We start from the raw sequence: 17,823 nt of genomic DNA, 5'->3' as shown, positions 1-17,823 counted from the left end.
GGCCCGGCGGATATCCTTGATCACCGCCTCGGCAGGTAGCTTTCCATTCCGGTTTTTTGTCTCATTGGTGTTGACGCCACACAGTCAGTCCGCCCGCGTTGGGACTACGAGCTGCTCCCTGTATTCGGCCGGCCCGACCTGAACGTCCTTCAGGAAAGCCCGCCGCATGTTCTCCACGTCCGAGAACCCACATTGAACGGCAATGGAGGAGATGCTGTTGCTCGTCTTTTCCAACAGGCTCCTTGCCACCTCGATGCGCATGCGGCGGATCGTCTTGGCGGGGGTGTCTCCAACGGCCTCCTTATATTGACGGGCAAATGTCCTCGGACTCATGCCCATCCAGTCGGCGAGCACCTCGATATCAAGCCGGCGCGATAGATTTGTCATGACCCATTCATGAAGGGCGCCGAAGCGGCTGCCGATGTCTCGGCTCTGTGCGGCCAGCGGAATGCTGATTTGCGCCTGGCCTCCCGGCCGGTGCATGAAGACCAGCAGGGTTCGGGCCACGTCCAGGGCAAGAGCCCTGCCATGATCCTCCTCGATCATTGCCAGAGCCATGTCGATCCCCGACGTCATGCCGGCGGAGGTCCAGACATTGCCGCGCCGCGCATATAGACAGTTCGATAATACCGTCATGGAAGAGAAATGCTTTGTCATCGACGCATGCCATCGCCAATGCATCACGACGTCGGCACCATCTAAAAGGCCGGCCTCAGCCAATAGAAATGTACCCATAGACAAGGATCCGATACGTCTAATCCTCGTCTTTGTTTCTTTCAACCATCCTATCAGTGCGGATTCACCCGTGTAATTCAAAAATTTATATGAACTAATAACCAAAAGTGTATCTATTTTTTCCGCACTTAAATCAAATATACAATTTGAATCCAGTTTTATACCGCTATCGAGCGGAATTACTCCACCATATGGTGAAGCGACAGTAATTTGATATGCCCTATCCTTGTACCTCAAACCAACTTCGTGAAAAGCCTGTATCGGGCCAGCGGCATCAAGTGTAATCGCGTTTTCTGTGATCAGGATTACGACTTCTCTCGGAGAATTTGATGCGGTCGTGGCAGAAAATGAGGTCAATTTGTCCTCCACAAATCTGCGAGAGCACACCTAATCTCTATCTTGTCCCGATGATGTAAATGGACGCTCCCCCAGAAATAGTGGATATCACCCCTTAGGTATCTAAATCGTCTATGACCGTCATCCGGAGGGTATTTGCCATGAACGGAGAGGCACTGGTCGCGTTCGTCATTTTTCTGTTTCCACTCGCCTACAGCCCAGGACCGGGCAACACCTTCTTCGCAACGCTCGGAGCCACCGGCGGCTTTCGGGCAGCAGTGCCGGCCCTTGTGGGCTATCACGTCGCCACATTCATCGTGACGTTGCTGATCGGACTCGGGGTGGGGCTGACCCTCCTGTCGGAGCCCCATGTGGCAAAGATCCTGAATATAGCCGGAGCACTCTATGTGTTGTGGCTGGGCATCAAGTTTGCTCAGGCAGCTTTCGCCACCCCCCAAAGCGAACTGGACGCGACGACGGAGGGGCGCGCAAGCTTTCTGGATGGAGCCGTAATACTTCTTCTAAACCCAAAGGCTTACTTAATAATAGGTCTCATATTTACTCAATTCATGGGAAATTATGACGACAAAGTAGGTCACGTTTTTAGCATAGCCACAATATTTACTGTCAACAATCTGATTGCCTTTGCCGTGTGGACTCTGGCTGGAGCCGCCATCGCACGCCTGTTTAGCGGAGGAACGTCGGGTCGAGGTGTCAACATCTTCTTCTCGGTCTGCTTGATCGGCGTAGCGATATGGATGTTCCTGCCCGTGCTCCACACCTAACTGGTGGCGCCAGCCACCGTCCCAAACAGAGGTGGGCACCATGCATATCAGGACGGAACGAGCTGACGGTTGGACTGACGAATATGGCGGCGCCTTTCGCCGGCTCTATCCCTGGAAGGGCGTGACGGTGCCGCCCTGGGGTGGAGCCGTCATGAAGGTCATGCCGGGTCAGCAATCGATTCCACATGATCACGATGAAGAAGAAACATTCATCTTCATTTCGGGAAGCGGCACGATAACGGTGGACGGCGAAACCAGCCCTGTAGCCAGCGGTGACGTCGTCTATCTGCCCCGCTTCTCACGGCACTTCGTCGACAATACCTCCCGGGACGAGGAGCTTGCATTTCTCTGCGTCTGGTGGGGCGCTCCGGAAGCAGATGCGAAGGGAGCCTGACCCGATGTCCCGCACCTTTATCGTAACGGCCACGCCCCCCACACCGAACGGTGACTTTCACGTCGGACATCTTTCGGGGCCCTATCTCGGCGCCGACATCTTCTCGCGCTATCAGCGTATGCGCGGCAATCAAGTCCGCTATGTCTGCTCGGCCGATCGCAACCAGAGCTATGTCGTGACCACGGCCGAACGCCTGGGCAAGAATCCCGATCGCATGGCCACCGCCTGCCATGGCGAAATGCGCCAGACGCTGGAAGCCGCCGACATCCACATGGATGCGTTCAACATGGTGGACGATGACCACGTTGCCTTCGTCCAATCCTTCCTCGCAAAGGTGGAGGCCAATGGCCACGCCGTGCGCAAACCATGGCGTTTCCCCTATTCGGTGTCAGAGGATCGCTATCTGTTCGAATCCTTTGTTTCCGGCCATTGTCCGGTCTGCTGGTCGCCGACAGCGGGTGCTATCTGCGAGGCTTGCGGCCATCCCAACGATACGCGCACTCTCGAACTGGTTTCCTCCAGCCGCTCGGCCGGCGACATCGACTATCGCGAGGTCGAGATCGCCGTCCTGGAGCTCGAACGTTTCCGCAGCCAGTTCACGGCCTTCTACGAAAGCAAGCGCGGCATCTGGCGACCCCATGTCGTCGAATTTGCCTTCGAGATGCTGTCCAAGCCGCTACCGGACTACCCTCTCACCTATCCGTCCGACTGGGGCATCCCCGCCCCCTTCGCCGGCCTCGAAGGCCAGGTCCTGAATGTCTGGGCGGAAATGCTGCCAGGCCTGATCAATTCCACGCGGATCGCGGACGGCGAAAAGTCAACCGGCGACGGTGGAAGGACCGGCCTTTGGAGCCTTGGCCGGCAGGCCGAGCTCGTCGAGTTCCTCGGCTATGACAACAGCTTCTTCTTCACCTTCGTGCATCCGGCCCTGGCCTGGGCCCATGGCGATTGCAGGATCGTCGACACCATTCTCACCAATGAATTCTTCGAACTCGAGAACTTCAAGTTCTCGACATCGAAGGGACACCTGATCTGGGGACGCGATCTTCTGCGCGAACGGGACGTCAACGCCGTGCGGTTCTATCTTGCCCTGGCAAATCCCGAATATCAGAAGATGAACTTCACGCAAGGCGCCATGGACGAACTGGTCGAGGTTCGCCTGTCCCGGCCTTATAAGGAAGCGGCCAGCGGCATCCTCGAGGCGGCCGCGGCACTCGGGTTATCGGGCCAGCGCTGGCGTATCGACGAGCGGACCGCGGGGAGTCTTGGCGGCGTGCTTGCTCGCTTCGCCCGTTTCCACGAAATCGAAACCTTCAGCCCCCAGCGTATTGCCGAGCATCTGAGCCAGCTGCTGGTGCGCATTGCTGCCGGCAGCCGGCATGCCCTTTCGCCCCGCCTCGCCAGGGCCGAGGCAATCGAGGAAGTTCGCTACCTGGCGGCGCTTTTCCAACTGGTCCTGCCGCTCATAACCCGCCCCTTGATGCCCGCCTTCAGCGATCGCCTCAGCCAGGCTTTCGCGAAAGGCGCCACCGACGCCTGGCCAGCCAGCCTGGCTGGCCAGGAGTGTCAGATCGAGGCTGCGACCTATGGCCAGGCGCTCGCTGCCGCCTGGTTCGACCGGGAACCCGCCCTGAGGAGAGCATCGTGAAGCCTCCCGTCATCGACATCATCGGCATTGGCTTCGGCCCGGCCAACCTCGCCCTCGCCGTTGCCCTCGACGACGCCGGCTTTTCCGGGTCCCTCCACTTCATCGAGGCCCGGCCCGCATTTGCCTGGCAGCCCACCATGCTGCTTCGCGGCAGCGACATCCAGCATAACCCGCTGCGAGACCTGATCACCCCCGTCAATCCCAGGAGCCGCTACGGCTTCGTGAATTACCTGCATCAGTCGGGGCGTTTCTTCGACTATCTCAATCTCGGCAGCGCCTATCCGCTACGCCGTGAATTTGCGCATTATGTCGAATGGGTGTCCGGGCACTTCTCGCATCTGGTTTCCTATGATCGGACCGCGAGCAGTCTACAGGTGGTTCACGGCTCCGGTGCGGACCGACTGCTCCAGGTCGATTGCGTTGACGGCAGCCGCTATCTGGCTCGCGCTGTCGTCGTAGGACCGGGGCGCAGTGCCAACATCCCGGAGGCTTTCGCCGGCCTCCTGGGCGAGAAGATCTTCCACCTGTCGGACTATCTGCCCAGGATCACGCAGTTGTCCCAGCCGGAGAAGATCGTCGTCGTCGGCGCCAGCCAGAGTGCCGTCGAGATCATGCTCGATCTCGATGGCCGCTTTCCGCAAGCCGAGATCTACGGCCTGATGCGTGGTTATGGCTACAGGCTCAAGGATACCAGCCCCTTCACCGGCGAGATCTACTTTCCGCAGTTTACGGATTACTTCCATGCCGCCTCCTGGGACGGGCGGATGGCGCTGTCCCGGGAACTGAGATCGACCAACTACTCGGCTGCCGATGCCGATGTGATCAATCAGCTCTATCTCCGGCGCTATGAATCGCATCTGGAGGGAAGGCCGAACCATCTCAACATCATCAACAACGCCGATATCCGGTGTTGCATCTCGGATGGCAGCAAAACCAGGCTCACAATCCAGGATCGCTATGCGCAGGCAGTGCGTGAACTGGCGGCGGACGCAGTGGTCCTCGCCACCGGGTTCCTCGACTTGGGAAGCGGCGGCCAGCGGGAGCTGATCCATCCTCTCCTGAGCGACCTTTGCGGCGACTATGAGTTCCACCCTGTCCAGGGACTCGCAGTTGCGAGGGATTACAGCTTGGTGGGGTCGGATGCGCCGCCGGTCTATCTCAACGGCCTGTGCGAGAGTTCCCACGGCTTCGGCGATGCGGGCTCCTTCTCGCTTCTTTCGATCCGGGCACGGGACATTGCAATATCCGCCGCCCAGCGTCTCGACAGACGGGCACCGATACGCCCTCCTCCGAAGCTGGCGACCGCCATGCGTGCTTAGAGCGTTTTTCAGGAAAGTCGATAGACGTTCCAATTAAGAAAACGCGTTAAAACAAAGAGTTAGAGAAAAATGATGTTTCGAAGACAAGTCATTTTTCTCTAGCGCGGCTTCCCAACGAAACAAGCCTGCCCCTGTTCGAGATGGTTCGGACCACGATCCGCCAACCATGCCGCACAACCTGTATCCAGTATGGAGAATGCCAAGATGACAGGTTCCATCGACAATACTCACGAACTGGTCTGCATCGGCTTCGGCCCAGCGGCGATTGCCGTGGCCGCCGCCATCGAGGACAATGTCCGCGCCGGCTCGTTGCCCCCCGACATGCGCCACAGGGTCGTCTTTCTGGAAAAGCAATCGAGCACGGCATGGCAGGGCGGCCTCCTCCTGCCGGGGACCAACATCAACCACAACCACTATCGGGATCTGGCAACGCCGAGGGACCCTGGCAGCGCTTTCACCTTCGCGCGCTATCTCAAGGCCCAGGGCAGGCTGTTCGAGCACGGCGCCTGGAGCGGAGCCGTAAGCCGGATCGAATGGTCCGACTATGTCGGCTGGGCCGCCGGCCAGCTCGGCCAGTATGTGCGCTATGGCGAAGCCGTGGAATCGATCGGCCCCGCTTCGGACGGCGAGCGACGCACCCTGACAGTCACCTCCGGCAAGGGGCGCTATCGCGCCCGCCAGGTGATGCTGGCTTGCGGCATGGAACCCTTCCTGCCCGAACAGTTCGAGGCGGTCCCCCACCATCTCGCCCGTCACGCCGGCAACTATCTCTATTATCGCAAGGAACTCGACGAGCGCATTCATGCCTCGGCCGGCAGACCCCTTCACGTCGCCATAATCGGCTCCGGCCTCAGCGCCGCGGAAATCATGCATGATCTGTTGACGCGACATGAGCCGGACCGCATCCATGTCACGTCGCTTCATCGGGGACTACCGTTCCGGCAATATGACATGTCCCAGTTCTCGAACCAGATCTACATGCCGCCCGAGGCCGTTCGCTTTTCGGCGGCAACGCCGGCCGCCCGGCGCCGGATCTTCGAAAAATCCTGGGCTACCAATTTCTCGGGCGTCGACGCCGAATGCTCGGCGCAGGAATGGAACTTCCTCTACGAACGGCGCCTGATGGGCCTGTCGAACGCCACGATCATAGACCGGCACGAGATCGATACCGTCCAGGAGATCGGCGGGCGCATCAGCCTTCGGCTACGCGACATCATGACGGAAGATCATGCTGCCCCGATCGAGGCGGATTTCGTCATCCTCGCCACCGGATATCGCGATACCGCGCCCGATCGCCTGCTTTCGGGCATCGAGAGCGAGGTCGAGCGCGAATATGACGGCCTGCTCGCCATCACGCCCGACTACAGGCTCAAGACCTCCGACCGGGTGAGTGTGCCCATCTGGATGAACGGCCATTGCGAGCATACGCATGGCATTGCCGATACGCAGTCCTTCAGCCTGATCGCCTACAAGGCGGACAGGATCTTCGAGGGCATTCGATCGCACCTGCAGGCCAGCCTGCCGCACCCGATCGATCAGCACGGTGAGGAGAAAAAGCAGATGACTGCCGCCTAAGGCATCTTGCGGCTTGAGGCAGCCGCCAGTCGCAAGGGGCGCTCCAGCTACTCCATCGGATTGGCTTGGAACCCAGGCGTTGGAGCAAACAGGCATCCAGCCATGAACGCGCTTGTTCCAGCGCGCTCGACAAACTGTTCTTCAGGGAGATTGAAATGTCCATTGAAGTCATCGAGCGACACGAGTCGCAGGTTCGCACCTATTGCCGCCATTTCCCGGCGCTCTTCAAGCAGGCGGAAGGGAGCCATGTCTTCGACTCCCAGGGCCGACGATATCTTGATTTCCTGGCGGGGGCCGGCTCGCTCAATTATGGACACAACAATCCATATCTGCGCGAGGCCCTGATCAACCATCTCAATGAGAATGGTATCTGCCAATCGCTTGACCTCTACACCACCGCCAAGGCCGAGTTCATGGAGGCCTTTTTCGATCATGTCCTGACGCCGCGAAACCTGGCGGACTATCGCGTTCAATTCGTCGGTCCCACCGGCACCAACGCCGTCGAGGCCGCCTTCAAGCTCGCGCGCAAAGTCACCGGCCGAGCTCAGATCGTCGCCTTCACCCGTGGCTTCCACGGCGTGTCGCTGGGTGCCCTCGCGGCCAGCGCCGAAAACGGCAAGCGGCGGGCCGCGGGCCAGCCTCTCAACAACGTCCTCAGGGCGCCGTTCGAAGGCTATTTCGGCCAGAAGGTCGATACGATCGCCATCCTCGAGAAATTTCTCGATGATCCCAATTCGGGATGGGAGGCTCCGGCAGCCTTCGTCGTCGAGGTGGTCCAGGGCGAGGGAGGTCTCGAATCCGCCTCGCCGAGCTGGCTGCAGCGATTGGCCGCCCTCGCCAGCCGGCTGGGATCGCTGCTGATCGTCGACGAAATCCAGACCGGCTGCGGGCGTACCGGCGACTTCTTCGCCTTCGAGGCCAGCGGCATCAAGCCGGACCTCATCTGCGTCTCCAAGTCGATCAGCGGTTTTGGATTGCCGATGTCATTGCTGCTGATACGCAGCGAGCACGATCAATGGGCACCCGGCGAACACAATGGCACTTTCCGCGGTTCGAACCTGTCCTTCGTGACCGCGGCAGCCGCCATCCGTCATTACTGGCTCACCGACGATTTCATCGACGAGGTCCGCGCCAATGCCGTCATCGTGCGTTCGGGGCTCAATGAAATCGCCTCGCGCCATCGCGGCGTGACCGTGATGGGCCGGGGCATGATGCTCGGCCTGCGCTTTTCCGCAGAAGGCCGCGCCGACGCCGTGTCCAGGGCCTGTTTCGAGCAAGGCCTCATCGTCGAGACCTGCGGGCCGCATGGCAACACGCTCAAATTGCTGCCGCCCCTGACGACGCCCGAAGCCCTCCTGGAAGAAGGGATCGAGATCATTGCGCGCTGCACGGCCTTGAGCGAGCCCAGAACCGAGCTGCTTGCGGGTGCTGCGTGAGCGGATGACGACGGTGGCGGCACCGTGGATGCCCATCTCGGCCGCCGCCTCTTCGATGGCGCATGACGCCCGATCTCCTGCCACGGAGGACTTTGTTCTTGAACAAGCATCTGCGCATCGGACTGTCCGCCAATGACGGCGGTGCTCACACGCAAGAACTGCTCGATGCCTTCGTGGTGGCCAAGGCCTGGCTCGGCGTCGAGGCGTCCTATATCTGGGAGAACGACGAACGCGAGCCAAAGGCGGCGGCGCGGGCCGCCCAACGCATGGCCGACAGCGGCGTTCCCATCGTCGTCGGCCATCTCAGTGCGGCCGCAGCCGTCGCCGCCGTTCCCGTCTACGCAGCACGGAACATGGCTTTCATTGCCCCGGCCACCAGCCACCCGCGCCTCAATCCCCAGGGTTGGCCCGGGGTATTGCGGGCTTTCGGCACGGACGGCCAGACAGCGCAGTCGATGGTGGCGATCGCTCCCCCCGGGGAGAGCTCCGCAATCTGCTTTCAGCGCCAGACCTATAGCCAGGCGCTAGCATCGGAACTGCGGCAACGGCTCGAAGCGAAAGGTCACGCGCCCGCTTTGATCGAAATCACCGGCGACGCCGGCCTTGCAGCGTTACCTTCAGGGGTTTCTACGCTCTATATTGCAGGAATTCACGAATTCTGCGCCGACGTGGCGAGAGAAACAAGAAAACGGAAACTCGGTTGCACGATATCCGTTGGCGATGATTGCTATACGCCCAGTTTCGTCCAACGAGCATCCGGAGCGGCCGAGGGATGCCGCATCTCGACCCAGATCCTCTCCGCCCTGCTGGGCGAGAGTGACGATGCGCCGGCCCAGGGATATCTCCCAACTTCGGTCATAGCCTTGACGGTCGCCCTGCAGGCAACAGCTCTTTTTCCCGAGCTGAACGGAGCCGAGCTTGGGGAGGCCATTCGAGCCTGCAGCTGGAACACGCCCTATGGCGCGATAACGTTCGACGAACACGGCAATTTGCGCGACCTGAGCGCCATATCCTTCGTGGTCGACAACGGAACTATCCGCCATTTCCGAGGGACCGCGTCCTAGGAACGCGCTCGGCCCGTATCATCGATACGGGCCGAGAAACGTCTTCTGCTCAAATCTACCAGAAGATGGAAATAATGCCTGAATCAATCCGTATAATAGCGATAGGTGATTAAAATCTGGATCGAGAGGAAAGAGATTACAGAAACAGGATAGATATATTTTGCAGCCGGGAGAATGACGGTGAGTATCTGATCGCTCATTTTTGCCTCGCAAATTTGGTATCGCTCTTGCCATAAATATTTTGTGCGACTGTGAAGAGCAGATTTGAAGATAACTCTAGAATACCGATAGTAGTCATCCTTATCGACAGATCGTAGAAAATCGTCGGCCCGATCCTTTAATCAACCATCACCGAACGAACGGCACATTCCTTATCGCCATTGTTTTGATAATAGCTGGCAACTGCCTCACAAGTTTGTCGGGAAGCCGGTTGTTTTGTAAGAAAGTGTCGCAGGGCCCTGTTAAAACCAGAGCGAGCGCAAGTGTCCTGGCTTTTGCGGCATTCGGAGAATGAGCCTCGTCGGAGACAAGCTCCGAGCCAGGCAATGCCGGGCCGTTAGCAGCGACGGGATCGTGACGGCGATACACTGGAAGCGTTGATGACATCGCGAATGGCACCTGCCCGATCGAGTATCCGTAGGGGCGGTCCCAACGGTATCCAAATGTCACAGGGCGCGCCGGCACAAGCTTTTCGACAAATCTCCGGCCAGCCGGCGAAGTCACGCGACAAACGGTGCTTACGGTCATGCCATGCAACTGGAGGCTGGACCGTGACATCCTTTGCAGATTTTTCCACGCGATCGAAGATCGTCGACGATGGGGTGCCTTTTGTCGGCGACCCGGCCTATGAGCAACTGGATGGCCCTGCTGCCATCGCCTATCGCCGCGCCGGCGGCACGCTTTTCGATATCCTGGTCATCGCCTCGATTCCCATGATCATCGTCTTGAACCTGCTCGTCTCGCCGGATCCGCATGCAAAAGACCCGACCGGTCCTATTTCAGTCGCTACAATCACCGGCTCATCGCCGACGGCGACAACACCGCGCCAAATATACCTGTCGTCCATCAAATCGGCCAAGCTGCCCTGCGCCCTTGCGATTTGAAGCGCGCCCCTCAAATCACCAGACGCCACAGCAGCTACGGCGCACGCTTATCGTGCCGATTGAAGAGGTTGGCATACCGTCCCATGCTCTGAAAGCCACGACATGGGTCCATGCTAGGGTAATGGTAGTATCGACCGGAAGACGCACCGTAGCGCGACGGCATTGACGCCTGCGCGCAGTCACGCTCGGGCCCGGCGGGCAGTGACGAGCGGCAGACCGATCACTGCCCGCAATCCCTTGGTCTGGTTGAAGAGCCGGATATCACCGCCATGGTGGCGGGCGATAGCCCGGGCAATCGATAAGCCGAGGCCGACCCCGCCCGTTTCACGATTGCGCGAATGCTCGAGGCGGAAGAAGGGAGCGAACACCTGTTCGCCCGCATTCTCCGGGATGCCTGGCCCATCATCTTCGACGACGATGTCGATACTCTCCGCCGAGCGCGCCAGTGTTACCCGAGCACGCTCGCCATAGCGTACGGCGTTCTCGACCAGATTGCGGATGGCACGCCGCAAGGCGTCGGGGCGACAACGATAGCTGATCTTCGGGCCGTCGAGAAAGGCAACGTTCTGGCCGATCTCGACCAGATCGTCACACAGGCTTTCCACCAAGGCGGAGAGATCGACGGTGCGGGTGGTCTCGGCGGTTGCCTGCTCGCGCGCAAAAGCCAGTGCCGATTCCGTCATGGTCTGGATCTCGGCAATGGTCTTGAGCATCTTTTCCTGGATCTCCGGGTCCGAAACAAATTCGGCTCGAAGGCGCAACGAGGTCAGCGGCGTGCGCAGATCGTGCCCGATGGCCGCGAGCATGCGGGTGCGGTCTTCGACGAAGCGCTGCAGCCGGGCCTGCATGCGGTTGAAGGCCTCGGCAGTCTGCCGGATGTCGTCGGGGCCCGACTCCGGCAAAGGCGGCACGGCCTCGCCTCGCCCCAGCAGTTCCGCTGCGCTCGCCAGGCGTCGCATCGGCCGGGCAATGCCCCGCGCCACCAATATGGCGATGACTGACAGCACCAGGGCGGTGATGCCGAGGGAGAGAGCCGATTGCGAGGTCCAGAAGGTGTTGTGATAGTTCTTGGCATAGGCGGCGTTGAGCCACATCCCCCGATCGAGCTCGACGGCCAGCCCCATGCCGATCGCGGTGTCGAGATATTGAAACTTCGCCGGGCGGGCCAGCAGCCAGGACTGGGGTGCGATCTCCATCCAGCGGGCCGGTTCGCTGGCAAAAGCAGCACCGGTTGGCGCGTCCGGCACGGCCGCGATCACCGGGCCGCGGTTCGATTTGGGATGGACGGGCATTTTGGCAGGCGGGAGTGGCTGGTGAAGGCGCCCCCAGGCGTCCTTGGCCCAGGCCGTCGCATCGACAGGCTCCTGGTCGGACAACCAGAAGCGCGAATAAATCGTGCCACTAACGGCAAGAATGTCGCCATGGACCGCGTCCGGCGTCGCATTCAGCGACAAAGCGAGTGAAGCCGCCCGGCTGAAGAACTCCCCCTTGGCCGCCGCCCGCATGGCCTGGCCGCGCTCATCCCAAGAGACGAGAAAGCCGATGCCCTGCGAAACCGCCAGGGCCAGCAGCATGAATGTGATGATCTGGGCAGCCAGGCTGCGCCGCCACAAGGTCATCATGCCTGTTCGACCTCCGCGGTAAAACTGTAGCCGCCGCCCCAATGAGTCTTGATGAGCATGGGATTTTTCGGATCGAACTCGATCTTCTTGCGCAGCCGGCTGACCTGGTTGTCGATGCTGCGGTCGAAGGTGTCGGCCGCCCGGCCGACCGTGAGATCGAGCAATTGATCACGGCTCAGCACCAGGCCGGCATGGTCGAGGAAGGCCGTCAGCAGCCGGAACTCGGCCGTGCTCAGGGGGATGGCGACACCGTCCGATCCAGCAAGCTCGCGGCGGCCGACATTGAGCTGCCAGCGATCGAAACGCAGGGTCTTGGCCTTCAACGCACCGCGCTGGGGCGGCAGGCTGTTGACCCGGCGCAGCACCGCCTTGATCCGCGCCAGCAATTCGCGCGGATTGAACGGCTTGGTGAGATAGTCATCAGCCCCCATTTCGAGGCCGATGATCCTGTCGGTGTCATCGACCATGGCCGTGAGGAAAATGATCGGCACCACCGTGGTGCTGCGCAGATGACGGCAGACGCTCAATCCGTCCTCGCCCGGCATCATCACGTCGAGGATGATGAGATCGGGCGCATTGCGTTCCAGCAGACGCCGCAACGCCGCCGCGTTCTCGGCCACGCTGACGCGATAGCCATGCTGTGTGAGATATTTGCCGACGAGGTCACGGATGTCACGATGATCGTCGACCACCGCAATATGGGGCACCGATTCCATGCATGACACTCCGACCTAAGGCGACCGGGACAAGGTAGGTTCTTCGTACCGCATCCATCGCTTCCTGTTCCACTCTCCATTGTAATGGCGTCGTAGCGGGCTGGGTAGACCGGCCGCGATGGCAAATCGACTTGAACTGTATCGAATTGTATCCGGCCGATATCGCGCCATAGCTTGTGACACTTTTCCTGCGCCTGCCAGAATTCTGCAGATCTCGCCGCTCGCGCGGCCCCCGGACTCGATGGCGAGAATTTCCTCGCCCTCGAGGAGACATCGACTTCTCGGCTAGGAAACCTTGATCGCGGTCGTGACAGGTTTTCGGCGGCTTCCTCCTTCGAGCATCCGGCACAGCACATAGAAGACCGGCGTGCAGACAAGGCCGAAGGCGGTCACGCCGATCATGCCGAAGAAGACGGCCGTGCCCAGCGACTGCCGCATCTCGGCACCGGCACCCGTCGCCAGGAACAGCGGCAGCACGCCGAGAATGAAGGCGAGCGAGGTCATCAGGATCGGCCGCAGACGTATGCGGGCACCCTGGACCACCGCCTCGACACGGTCGAGCCCCTCCGCTTCGGCCTTGCGGGCGAACTCGACGATGAGGATGGCATTCTTGGCCGCCAGGCCGATCAGGATGACAAAGCCGATCTGGGCCAGGATGTTCACGTCCATCGCGAAGATCAGCAAGCCGCTCACGGCCGACAGCAGGCACACGGGCACGATCAGCAAGACGGCGAGCGGTAGCGTCCAGCTTTCATATTGGGCCGCCAGCAGCAGAAAAACGAAGACGACGGAAGCACCGAAGATCAGAAGGCCGGTATTGCCGGCAAGCCGCTCCTGGAGAGCCACCTCGGTCCATTCAAAGCCAAAGCCTTCGGGCAGGTTGTCGCGCGCGATCTGTTCCATTCGGTCGAGCGCCGTGCCGGTCGACGTCCCCGCCGCCGCGGCGCCCTGTATCTCCGCCGCCGGGTACTGGTTGAAGCGCGGAATGCGATAGGGCCCGGACTTCTCCTGGAAGGTCGCAACGGCGCTCAACGGGACCATGGCACCGCCATCGCCGCGCATCTTGAAATTGCCGATCGAGGTAAGATCCGTGCGGTAGCGCCCATCGGCCTGGGCCCGCACCTGGAAGGTTCGGCCGAGCATGTTGAAATCGTTGACATAGGCCGAACCCAGATAGACCTCGAGCGCTTCGAAGATGCTTCCGGCGGACACCCCCAGCATCTGCGCCTTGATGCGATCGACATCGGCATAGACCCGTGGGGTAGCCGTGTTGAACGGCGAGAAGGCGTTGGCAATCCCGGGCGCCTGCGATGCGGCGGCCAGCACCTGCTGCGCTGCTGCCTCCAGCGCCTGGGGCGACTGGCCATTGCGATCCTGCACCATCAGCTTGAAGCCGCCGGCATTGCCCATCCCACGCACGGAAGGAGGCTTGATCGGGATGATGCGTGCTTCATAGAGATCGGCGAAGCGCGCTTGCAGCGAGCCGATGATCCGATCGGTGGTCAGTCCCTGGCGCTCGCGCTCCGCATAGGGCTTCAGGATGGTGAAGGCGATGCCGCTGCTGGATGCATTGGTGAAGGTGGCACCGTCCAGCCCGGCGATGGCCACGACATTTGCGACGCCCTCCGTGGCAAGGAGCCGGCGCGAGACCTCCTTCATCACCGCATCTGTCCGGCTCAGGGCCGCACCCGGCGGCAGGTGCACCGCATTGATGATGTAGCCCTGGTCCATCACCGGGATGAAGCCGGTTGGCGCGCGCGCAAATTGCCAGCCGGAGAAACCGACGAGGCCGGCATAGGCGACGAGGACGAGAACACTGACACGCAGGAGCCACCGGGTCATGCTGCCATAGGCAATGGAGAGGCGGTCGAAGCCGCGGTTGAACAGGCCGAAGAAGCCGTGGAGCAGGCGCATCGGCAGGAAGCGGCGGTGCGTCTGGTCTTCGGCCGTATGCGGCTTCAGCAAGAGCGCGCACAGGGCCGGGCTCAGCGTCAGCGAAACGAAGGCGGAAATGGCGGTGGCCGCCGCCACGACGACGGCGAACTGCCGGAAGAATTGACCCGAAATACCCGACATCATGGCGGCGGGCACGAAGACGGCGCACAAGACCAGCGTGATGGCGATTAGCGCGCCACCGATCTCGTCCATGGAGCGGTGGGCGGCCTCTCGCGCCGAATGCCCGGCGGCAAGATGGCGCTCGACATTCTCGACCACGACGATGGCGTCATCGACCACGATGCCGATCGCGAGCACCAGGCCCAGCAGGGAGATATTGTTGAGGGAATAGCCCAGCGCCGCCATGACAGCAAAGGTGCCGACCAGGGATATCGGGATCGCGAGGATGGGAATGATGGCGGCACGCCAGGTTTGCAGGAAGAGGAGCACCACCAGGACGACCAGGCCGATGGCCTCGAAAATCGTCTTGTAGACTTCGCGAACCGACTCCGCGACGAATTCGGTGGGATTGAAGGGAATGGCGTAGCTCAGGCCGCCGGGCATCTCCGCGCCAAGACGCTTCATGGTCGCCGTCACGCGCTCGGCCGTCTCGATGGCGTTGGATCCGGGTTGCTGGAATATCTGGATCGGCTGGGCTGGTTGGCCGTTGAGATAGGCCGTGCCGCGGAAACTCTGTGCCGTCAGCTCGACGCGGGCGACATCCCGGATGCGGATGACGCGTCCCTCAGCATCGGTGCGCACGACGACGTTTTCGAATTGCGCCTTGTCGGTCAATCGCCCGAGCGTTTCCACATTCAGTTCGAAGGCCCCCTGGCGCGGCACCGGCGACAGGTTCATCACCCCTGCCGACACCTGGACATTCTGAGCCCGAAGGGCCGCCACCACCTCGCCTGCCGAAAGATTATGGGCCGAGACCTTGTCCGGATCGAGCCACACGACCATGGCGTAATCGCGGGACGCGGCGAGGCGGACATCGCCGACGCCGTCAAGGCGCAACAATGCATCGCGGATACGCAGCGTGGCATAGTTGGCCATATACAAGGGATCGCGCGAGCCGTCCGGGGAGAAGAGCTGCACCACCATCAGCAGATCCGGCGAGGTCTTGCGCACGGTCACGCCGAGGCGGCGGACCTCCTCCGGCAGGCGAGGCTCCGCCACGGCCACGCGGTTCTGCACCAGCACCTGGGCTTCGTTGAGATCGGTACCAAGCTGGAAGGTCACGGTGAGAGTGAGTTGGCCGTCACCGGTCGCCTGCGAGGACATGTAGAGCATGTTCTCGACACCGTTGATCTCCTGTTCGAGCGGCACGGCGACCGTATCGCCCACCGTTTCGGCCGAAGCGCCGGGATATTGGGCCTGGACTACGACCGTCGGCGGGGCGATCTCCGGATATTGGGCCAAGGGCAGGGTAAAATAGGCGGCCACGCCAATGATCACGACGAGGACGGACATGACCGTCGCCAGGATCGGGCGATCGATCGAGAGATGGGCGATGCGCATCCGTCTACTCCGCGAGGCCGGCCGTCTGTATGGCGATGTTGCCCGGTTGGGGCGCGACCTTCTGGCCAGGCCGGGCCCGCAGCAGGCCGTTGACGACGATACGATCGTCGGGGCCGAGCCCGCTGGTCACCACCCGCAACCCATCCGGGCGGCTGGGACCCAGCCCGACGGTGGTGGCCTGCAGCGTGTTGTCGGCTCCCAGCTTGAGCACGATGCGGGTTGCCTGGTCGGTGAGGATGGCGGTCTCCGGGATCAGCAACGCCGCATAGTCCCCGGAAGCAGCCATGCGAACCCGGCCGAATTGGCCGGGTGTGATGGAAAGGCTCGGATTGGGAAGCGTGGCGCGGGCGCGGATGGTTCCGGCGCCCGGCTCCAATCGGTTGTCGACGAAACTGATGACGCCACCATGGGACCAGGCCGCCTCGCCATCCGGCCGGGCCTGGACAGCAACGCCCTTGTCGCGCATGGACGGCATGGCTCCTGCCTTCATGACACGCTCATGGTGCAGGAAGTCCCGTTCGCTCATGTCGAAGATGAAGTCGATCGGATCGAGCGCCACTATAGTGGTGAGAACCGTGCCGCTATCGGAGACGAGACTGCCGACATCCAGCCGTCGGTTGGAGACCCGTCCGGCAATGGGGGCTCGAATGGTTGCGAATTCGAGATCCAGTTCAGCCCGGCGCAGGGTGGCCCATGCCGTCTCGATCGCCGCGTCGGCCGCTGCCTTTTGTTGCAGGCGCTGGTCGAGCGTTGAGCGCGAGACGGCAGCCGTGCCGACCAGTTGACGGGCCCGGTCCAGTTCCTGGCCGGCCAGCTCCGCCTGCGCCCTGGCGCTCTTCAGCTGGGCGTTGGCCATGTCGAGCGAGGCCTGATAGGTGCGCTGGTCGATGACGAAGAGTACCCGGCCTTTTTCGACCAATTGTCCGTCTTCGAAATTGATGGCATCCAGATAGCCTGGCACCCGTGCCCTGATCTCGACCATCGCACTGGCCTGGAAGCGGCCGGCGAATTCCTGTGTGTCGGCGACACGCATTTGCAGGGGTTGGGAGACGACGACCGCGGGTGCGGGACGGATGGATGCCGGCGTCACGGCCGCCCGTGCCTGATAGAGGCTCCATCCGGCGGCGCTCATGCCCACCAGGATCGTCAGGCCGGCCAGCCCTGTGATTGCCTTTATATTCTTCAAGTCCGTGCTCCGCGCCATGCGTGCTGCCGACGTTCCGCCTGCTGCCGGAGCGCCTTTATCGGGGGCCAGATTGATTGAGGCCTGTCTTGAAAGTGTGCCGATCAAGGGGGCAGATTGTCGAAGGATGTACCCGGTTTGCTGCGTTGCACAATTTGCGACAAAGCCGGTATCTTTTGCCTGGGGGTATCGATGACGTCCGTCGAGCCAAGACAGCCACCATTTAGAGGGTGACTCATGTCCGCTGGATCGAAGATTTGGTTTTTTCTTCGTTTCCGCGGCAAATAATCTTGTTTTAAGAAGTAAAAATTAAACCATAACTATCAGCATCATCTAAAATTGAACTTGTTCGTTTAGTAGATAATATATAAACAATTTAACATATATGTTGATTCAAATTTTATGAAATCAAATCTATTTTTATTTCGTATGGTATGAACAGAATATAACC

At 60.9% G+C, this 17,823-nt stretch carries 13 protein-coding genes; 8 read left to right on the top strand and 5 right to left on the bottom strand.

Annotation, left to right across the window (positions count from 1 at the left end):
- Positions 1-84: 84 nt before the first annotated feature.
- Positions 85-1,092, bottom strand: coding sequence for a GlxA family transcriptional regulator (locus ACZYTC_RS23960; RefSeq protein ID WP_488990710.1), 1,008 nt, complete (start codon positions 1,090-1,092; stop codon positions 85-87).
- Between the two features lie 140 nt (positions 1,093-1,232).
- Here ACZYTC_RS23960 and ACZYTC_RS23955 point away from each other — a divergent pair, with 140 nt between their 5' ends.
- The 8 genes from ACZYTC_RS23955 to ACZYTC_RS23920 all read left to right on the top strand — a co-directional run bounded on the left by ACZYTC_RS23955 (position 1,233) and on the right by ACZYTC_RS23920 (position 10,395).
- Positions 1,233-1,856, top strand: a complete 624-nt coding sequence (locus tag ACZYTC_RS23955) for a LysE family translocator (protein WP_434961093.1) — start codon at positions 1,233-1,235, stop codon at positions 1,854-1,856.
- Between the two features lie 40 nt (positions 1,857-1,896).
- Positions 1,897-2,250 carry a cupin domain-containing protein gene (locus tag ACZYTC_RS23950; RefSeq protein WP_441774061.1) on the top strand — a complete coding sequence of 118 codons (354 nt, stop codon included), beginning with the start codon at positions 1,897-1,899 and terminating at the stop codon, positions 2,248-2,250.
- A gap of 4 nt (positions 2,251-2,254) precedes the next feature.
- The gene (locus tag ACZYTC_RS23945) at positions 2,255-3,898 is read left to right on the top strand and encodes a class I tRNA ligase family protein (protein WP_488990709.1); all 1,644 of its coding nucleotides are present in this window, start codon (positions 2,255-2,257) and stop codon (positions 3,896-3,898) included.
- Positions 3,895-5,217, top strand: a complete 1,323-nt coding sequence (locus ACZYTC_RS23940; protein WP_488990708.1) for a SidA/IucD/PvdA family monooxygenase — start codon at positions 3,895-3,897, stop codon at positions 5,215-5,217. The genes ACZYTC_RS23945 and ACZYTC_RS23940 overlap by 4 nt, the downstream gene beginning before the upstream one ends.
- Before the next feature lie 204 nt (positions 5,218-5,421).
- Positions 5,422-6,792: a SidA/IucD/PvdA family monooxygenase gene (locus tag ACZYTC_RS23935; RefSeq protein ID WP_488990707.1), complete on the top strand. Its 1,371-nt coding sequence runs from the start codon at positions 5,422-5,424 to the stop codon at positions 6,790-6,792.
- Between the two features lie 155 nt (positions 6,793-6,947).
- Positions 6,948-8,228: a diaminobutyrate--2-oxoglutarate transaminase gene (ectB, locus tag ACZYTC_RS23930; RefSeq protein WP_488990706.1), complete on the top strand. Its 1,281-nt coding sequence runs from the start codon at positions 6,948-6,950 to the stop codon at positions 8,226-8,228.
- 98 nt (positions 8,229-8,326) lie between these two features.
- Entirely contained in the window at positions 8,327-9,292 is a 966-nt protein-coding gene (locus tag ACZYTC_RS23925) for an ABC transporter substrate-binding protein (protein WP_488990705.1), read from the top strand.
- A gap of 662 nt (positions 9,293-9,954) precedes the next feature.
- A complete protein-coding gene (locus tag ACZYTC_RS23920) occupies positions 9,955-10,395 on the top strand; it encodes a hypothetical protein (protein ID WP_488990704.1) in 441 nt (146 codons plus the stop codon).
- A gap of 179 nt (positions 10,396-10,574) precedes the next feature.
- Here the strand turns inward: ACZYTC_RS23920 and ACZYTC_RS23915 are convergent, their stop codons facing one another.
- The 4 genes from ACZYTC_RS23915 to ACZYTC_RS23900 all read right to left on the bottom strand — a co-directional run bounded on the left by ACZYTC_RS23915 (position 10,575) and on the right by ACZYTC_RS23900 (position 17,375).
- Entirely contained in the window at positions 10,575-12,017 is a 1,443-nt protein-coding gene (locus ACZYTC_RS23915) for an ATP-binding protein (RefSeq protein WP_488990703.1), read from the bottom strand.
- Entirely contained in the window at positions 12,014-12,733 is a 720-nt protein-coding gene (locus tag ACZYTC_RS23910; RefSeq protein ID WP_434961102.1) for a response regulator, read from the bottom strand. Before ACZYTC_RS23910 ends, ACZYTC_RS23915 begins: the two co-directional genes overlap by 4 nt.
- A gap of 285 nt (positions 12,734-13,018) precedes the next feature.
- On the bottom strand, positions 13,019-16,189 hold the full coding sequence (locus ACZYTC_RS23905) for an efflux RND transporter permease subunit (protein ID WP_488990702.1): 3,171 nt from the start codon (positions 16,187-16,189) through the stop codon (positions 13,019-13,021).
- A 4-nt stretch (positions 16,190-16,193) separates the two neighbouring features.
- Positions 16,194-17,375, bottom strand: coding sequence for an efflux RND transporter periplasmic adaptor subunit (locus tag ACZYTC_RS23900; protein WP_488990701.1), 1,182 nt, complete (start codon positions 17,373-17,375; stop codon positions 16,194-16,196).
- Positions 17,376-17,823: the final 448 nt, after the last annotated feature.

It is taken from the genome of Labrys sp. F242, from assembly GCF_057813875.1.
The sequence above is the reverse complement of the archived record's forward strand: the minus strand, read 5'-3'. Positions and strand labels throughout refer to the sequence as shown.

Bases quoted from the DNA above. Each gene is read 5' to 3' on its own strand.
- ACZYTC_RS23905 (WP_488990702.1), bottom strand. From the start codon at position 16,189: ATGCGCATCGCCCATCTCTCGATCGATCGCCCGATCCTGGCGACGGTC.
- ACZYTC_RS23950 (WP_441774061.1), top strand. From the start codon at position 1,897: ATGCATATCAGGACGGAACGAGCTGACGGTTGGACTGACGAATATGGC.
- ACZYTC_RS23910 (WP_434961102.1), bottom strand. From the start codon at position 12,733: ATGGAATCGGTGCCCCATATTGCGGTGGTCGACGATCATCGTGACATC.
- ACZYTC_RS23955 (WP_434961093.1), top strand. From the start codon at position 1,233: ATGAACGGAGAGGCACTGGTCGCGTTCGTCATTTTTCTGTTTCCACTC.
- ACZYTC_RS23935 (WP_488990707.1), top strand. From the start codon at position 5,422: ATGACAGGTTCCATCGACAATACTCACGAACTGGTCTGCATCGGCTTC.
- ACZYTC_RS23920 (WP_488990704.1), top strand. From the start codon at position 9,955: ATGTCACAGGGCGCGCCGGCACAAGCTTTTCGACAAATCTCCGGCCAG.
- ACZYTC_RS23945 (WP_488990709.1), top strand. From the start codon at position 2,255: ATGTCCCGCACCTTTATCGTAACGGCCACGCCCCCCACACCGAACGGT.
- ACZYTC_RS23915 (WP_488990703.1), bottom strand. From the start codon at position 12,017: ATGATGACCTTGTGGCGGCGCAGCCTGGCTGCCCAGATCATCACATTC.
- ectB (WP_488990706.1), top strand. From the start codon at position 6,948: ATGTCCATTGAAGTCATCGAGCGACACGAGTCGCAGGTTCGCACCTAT.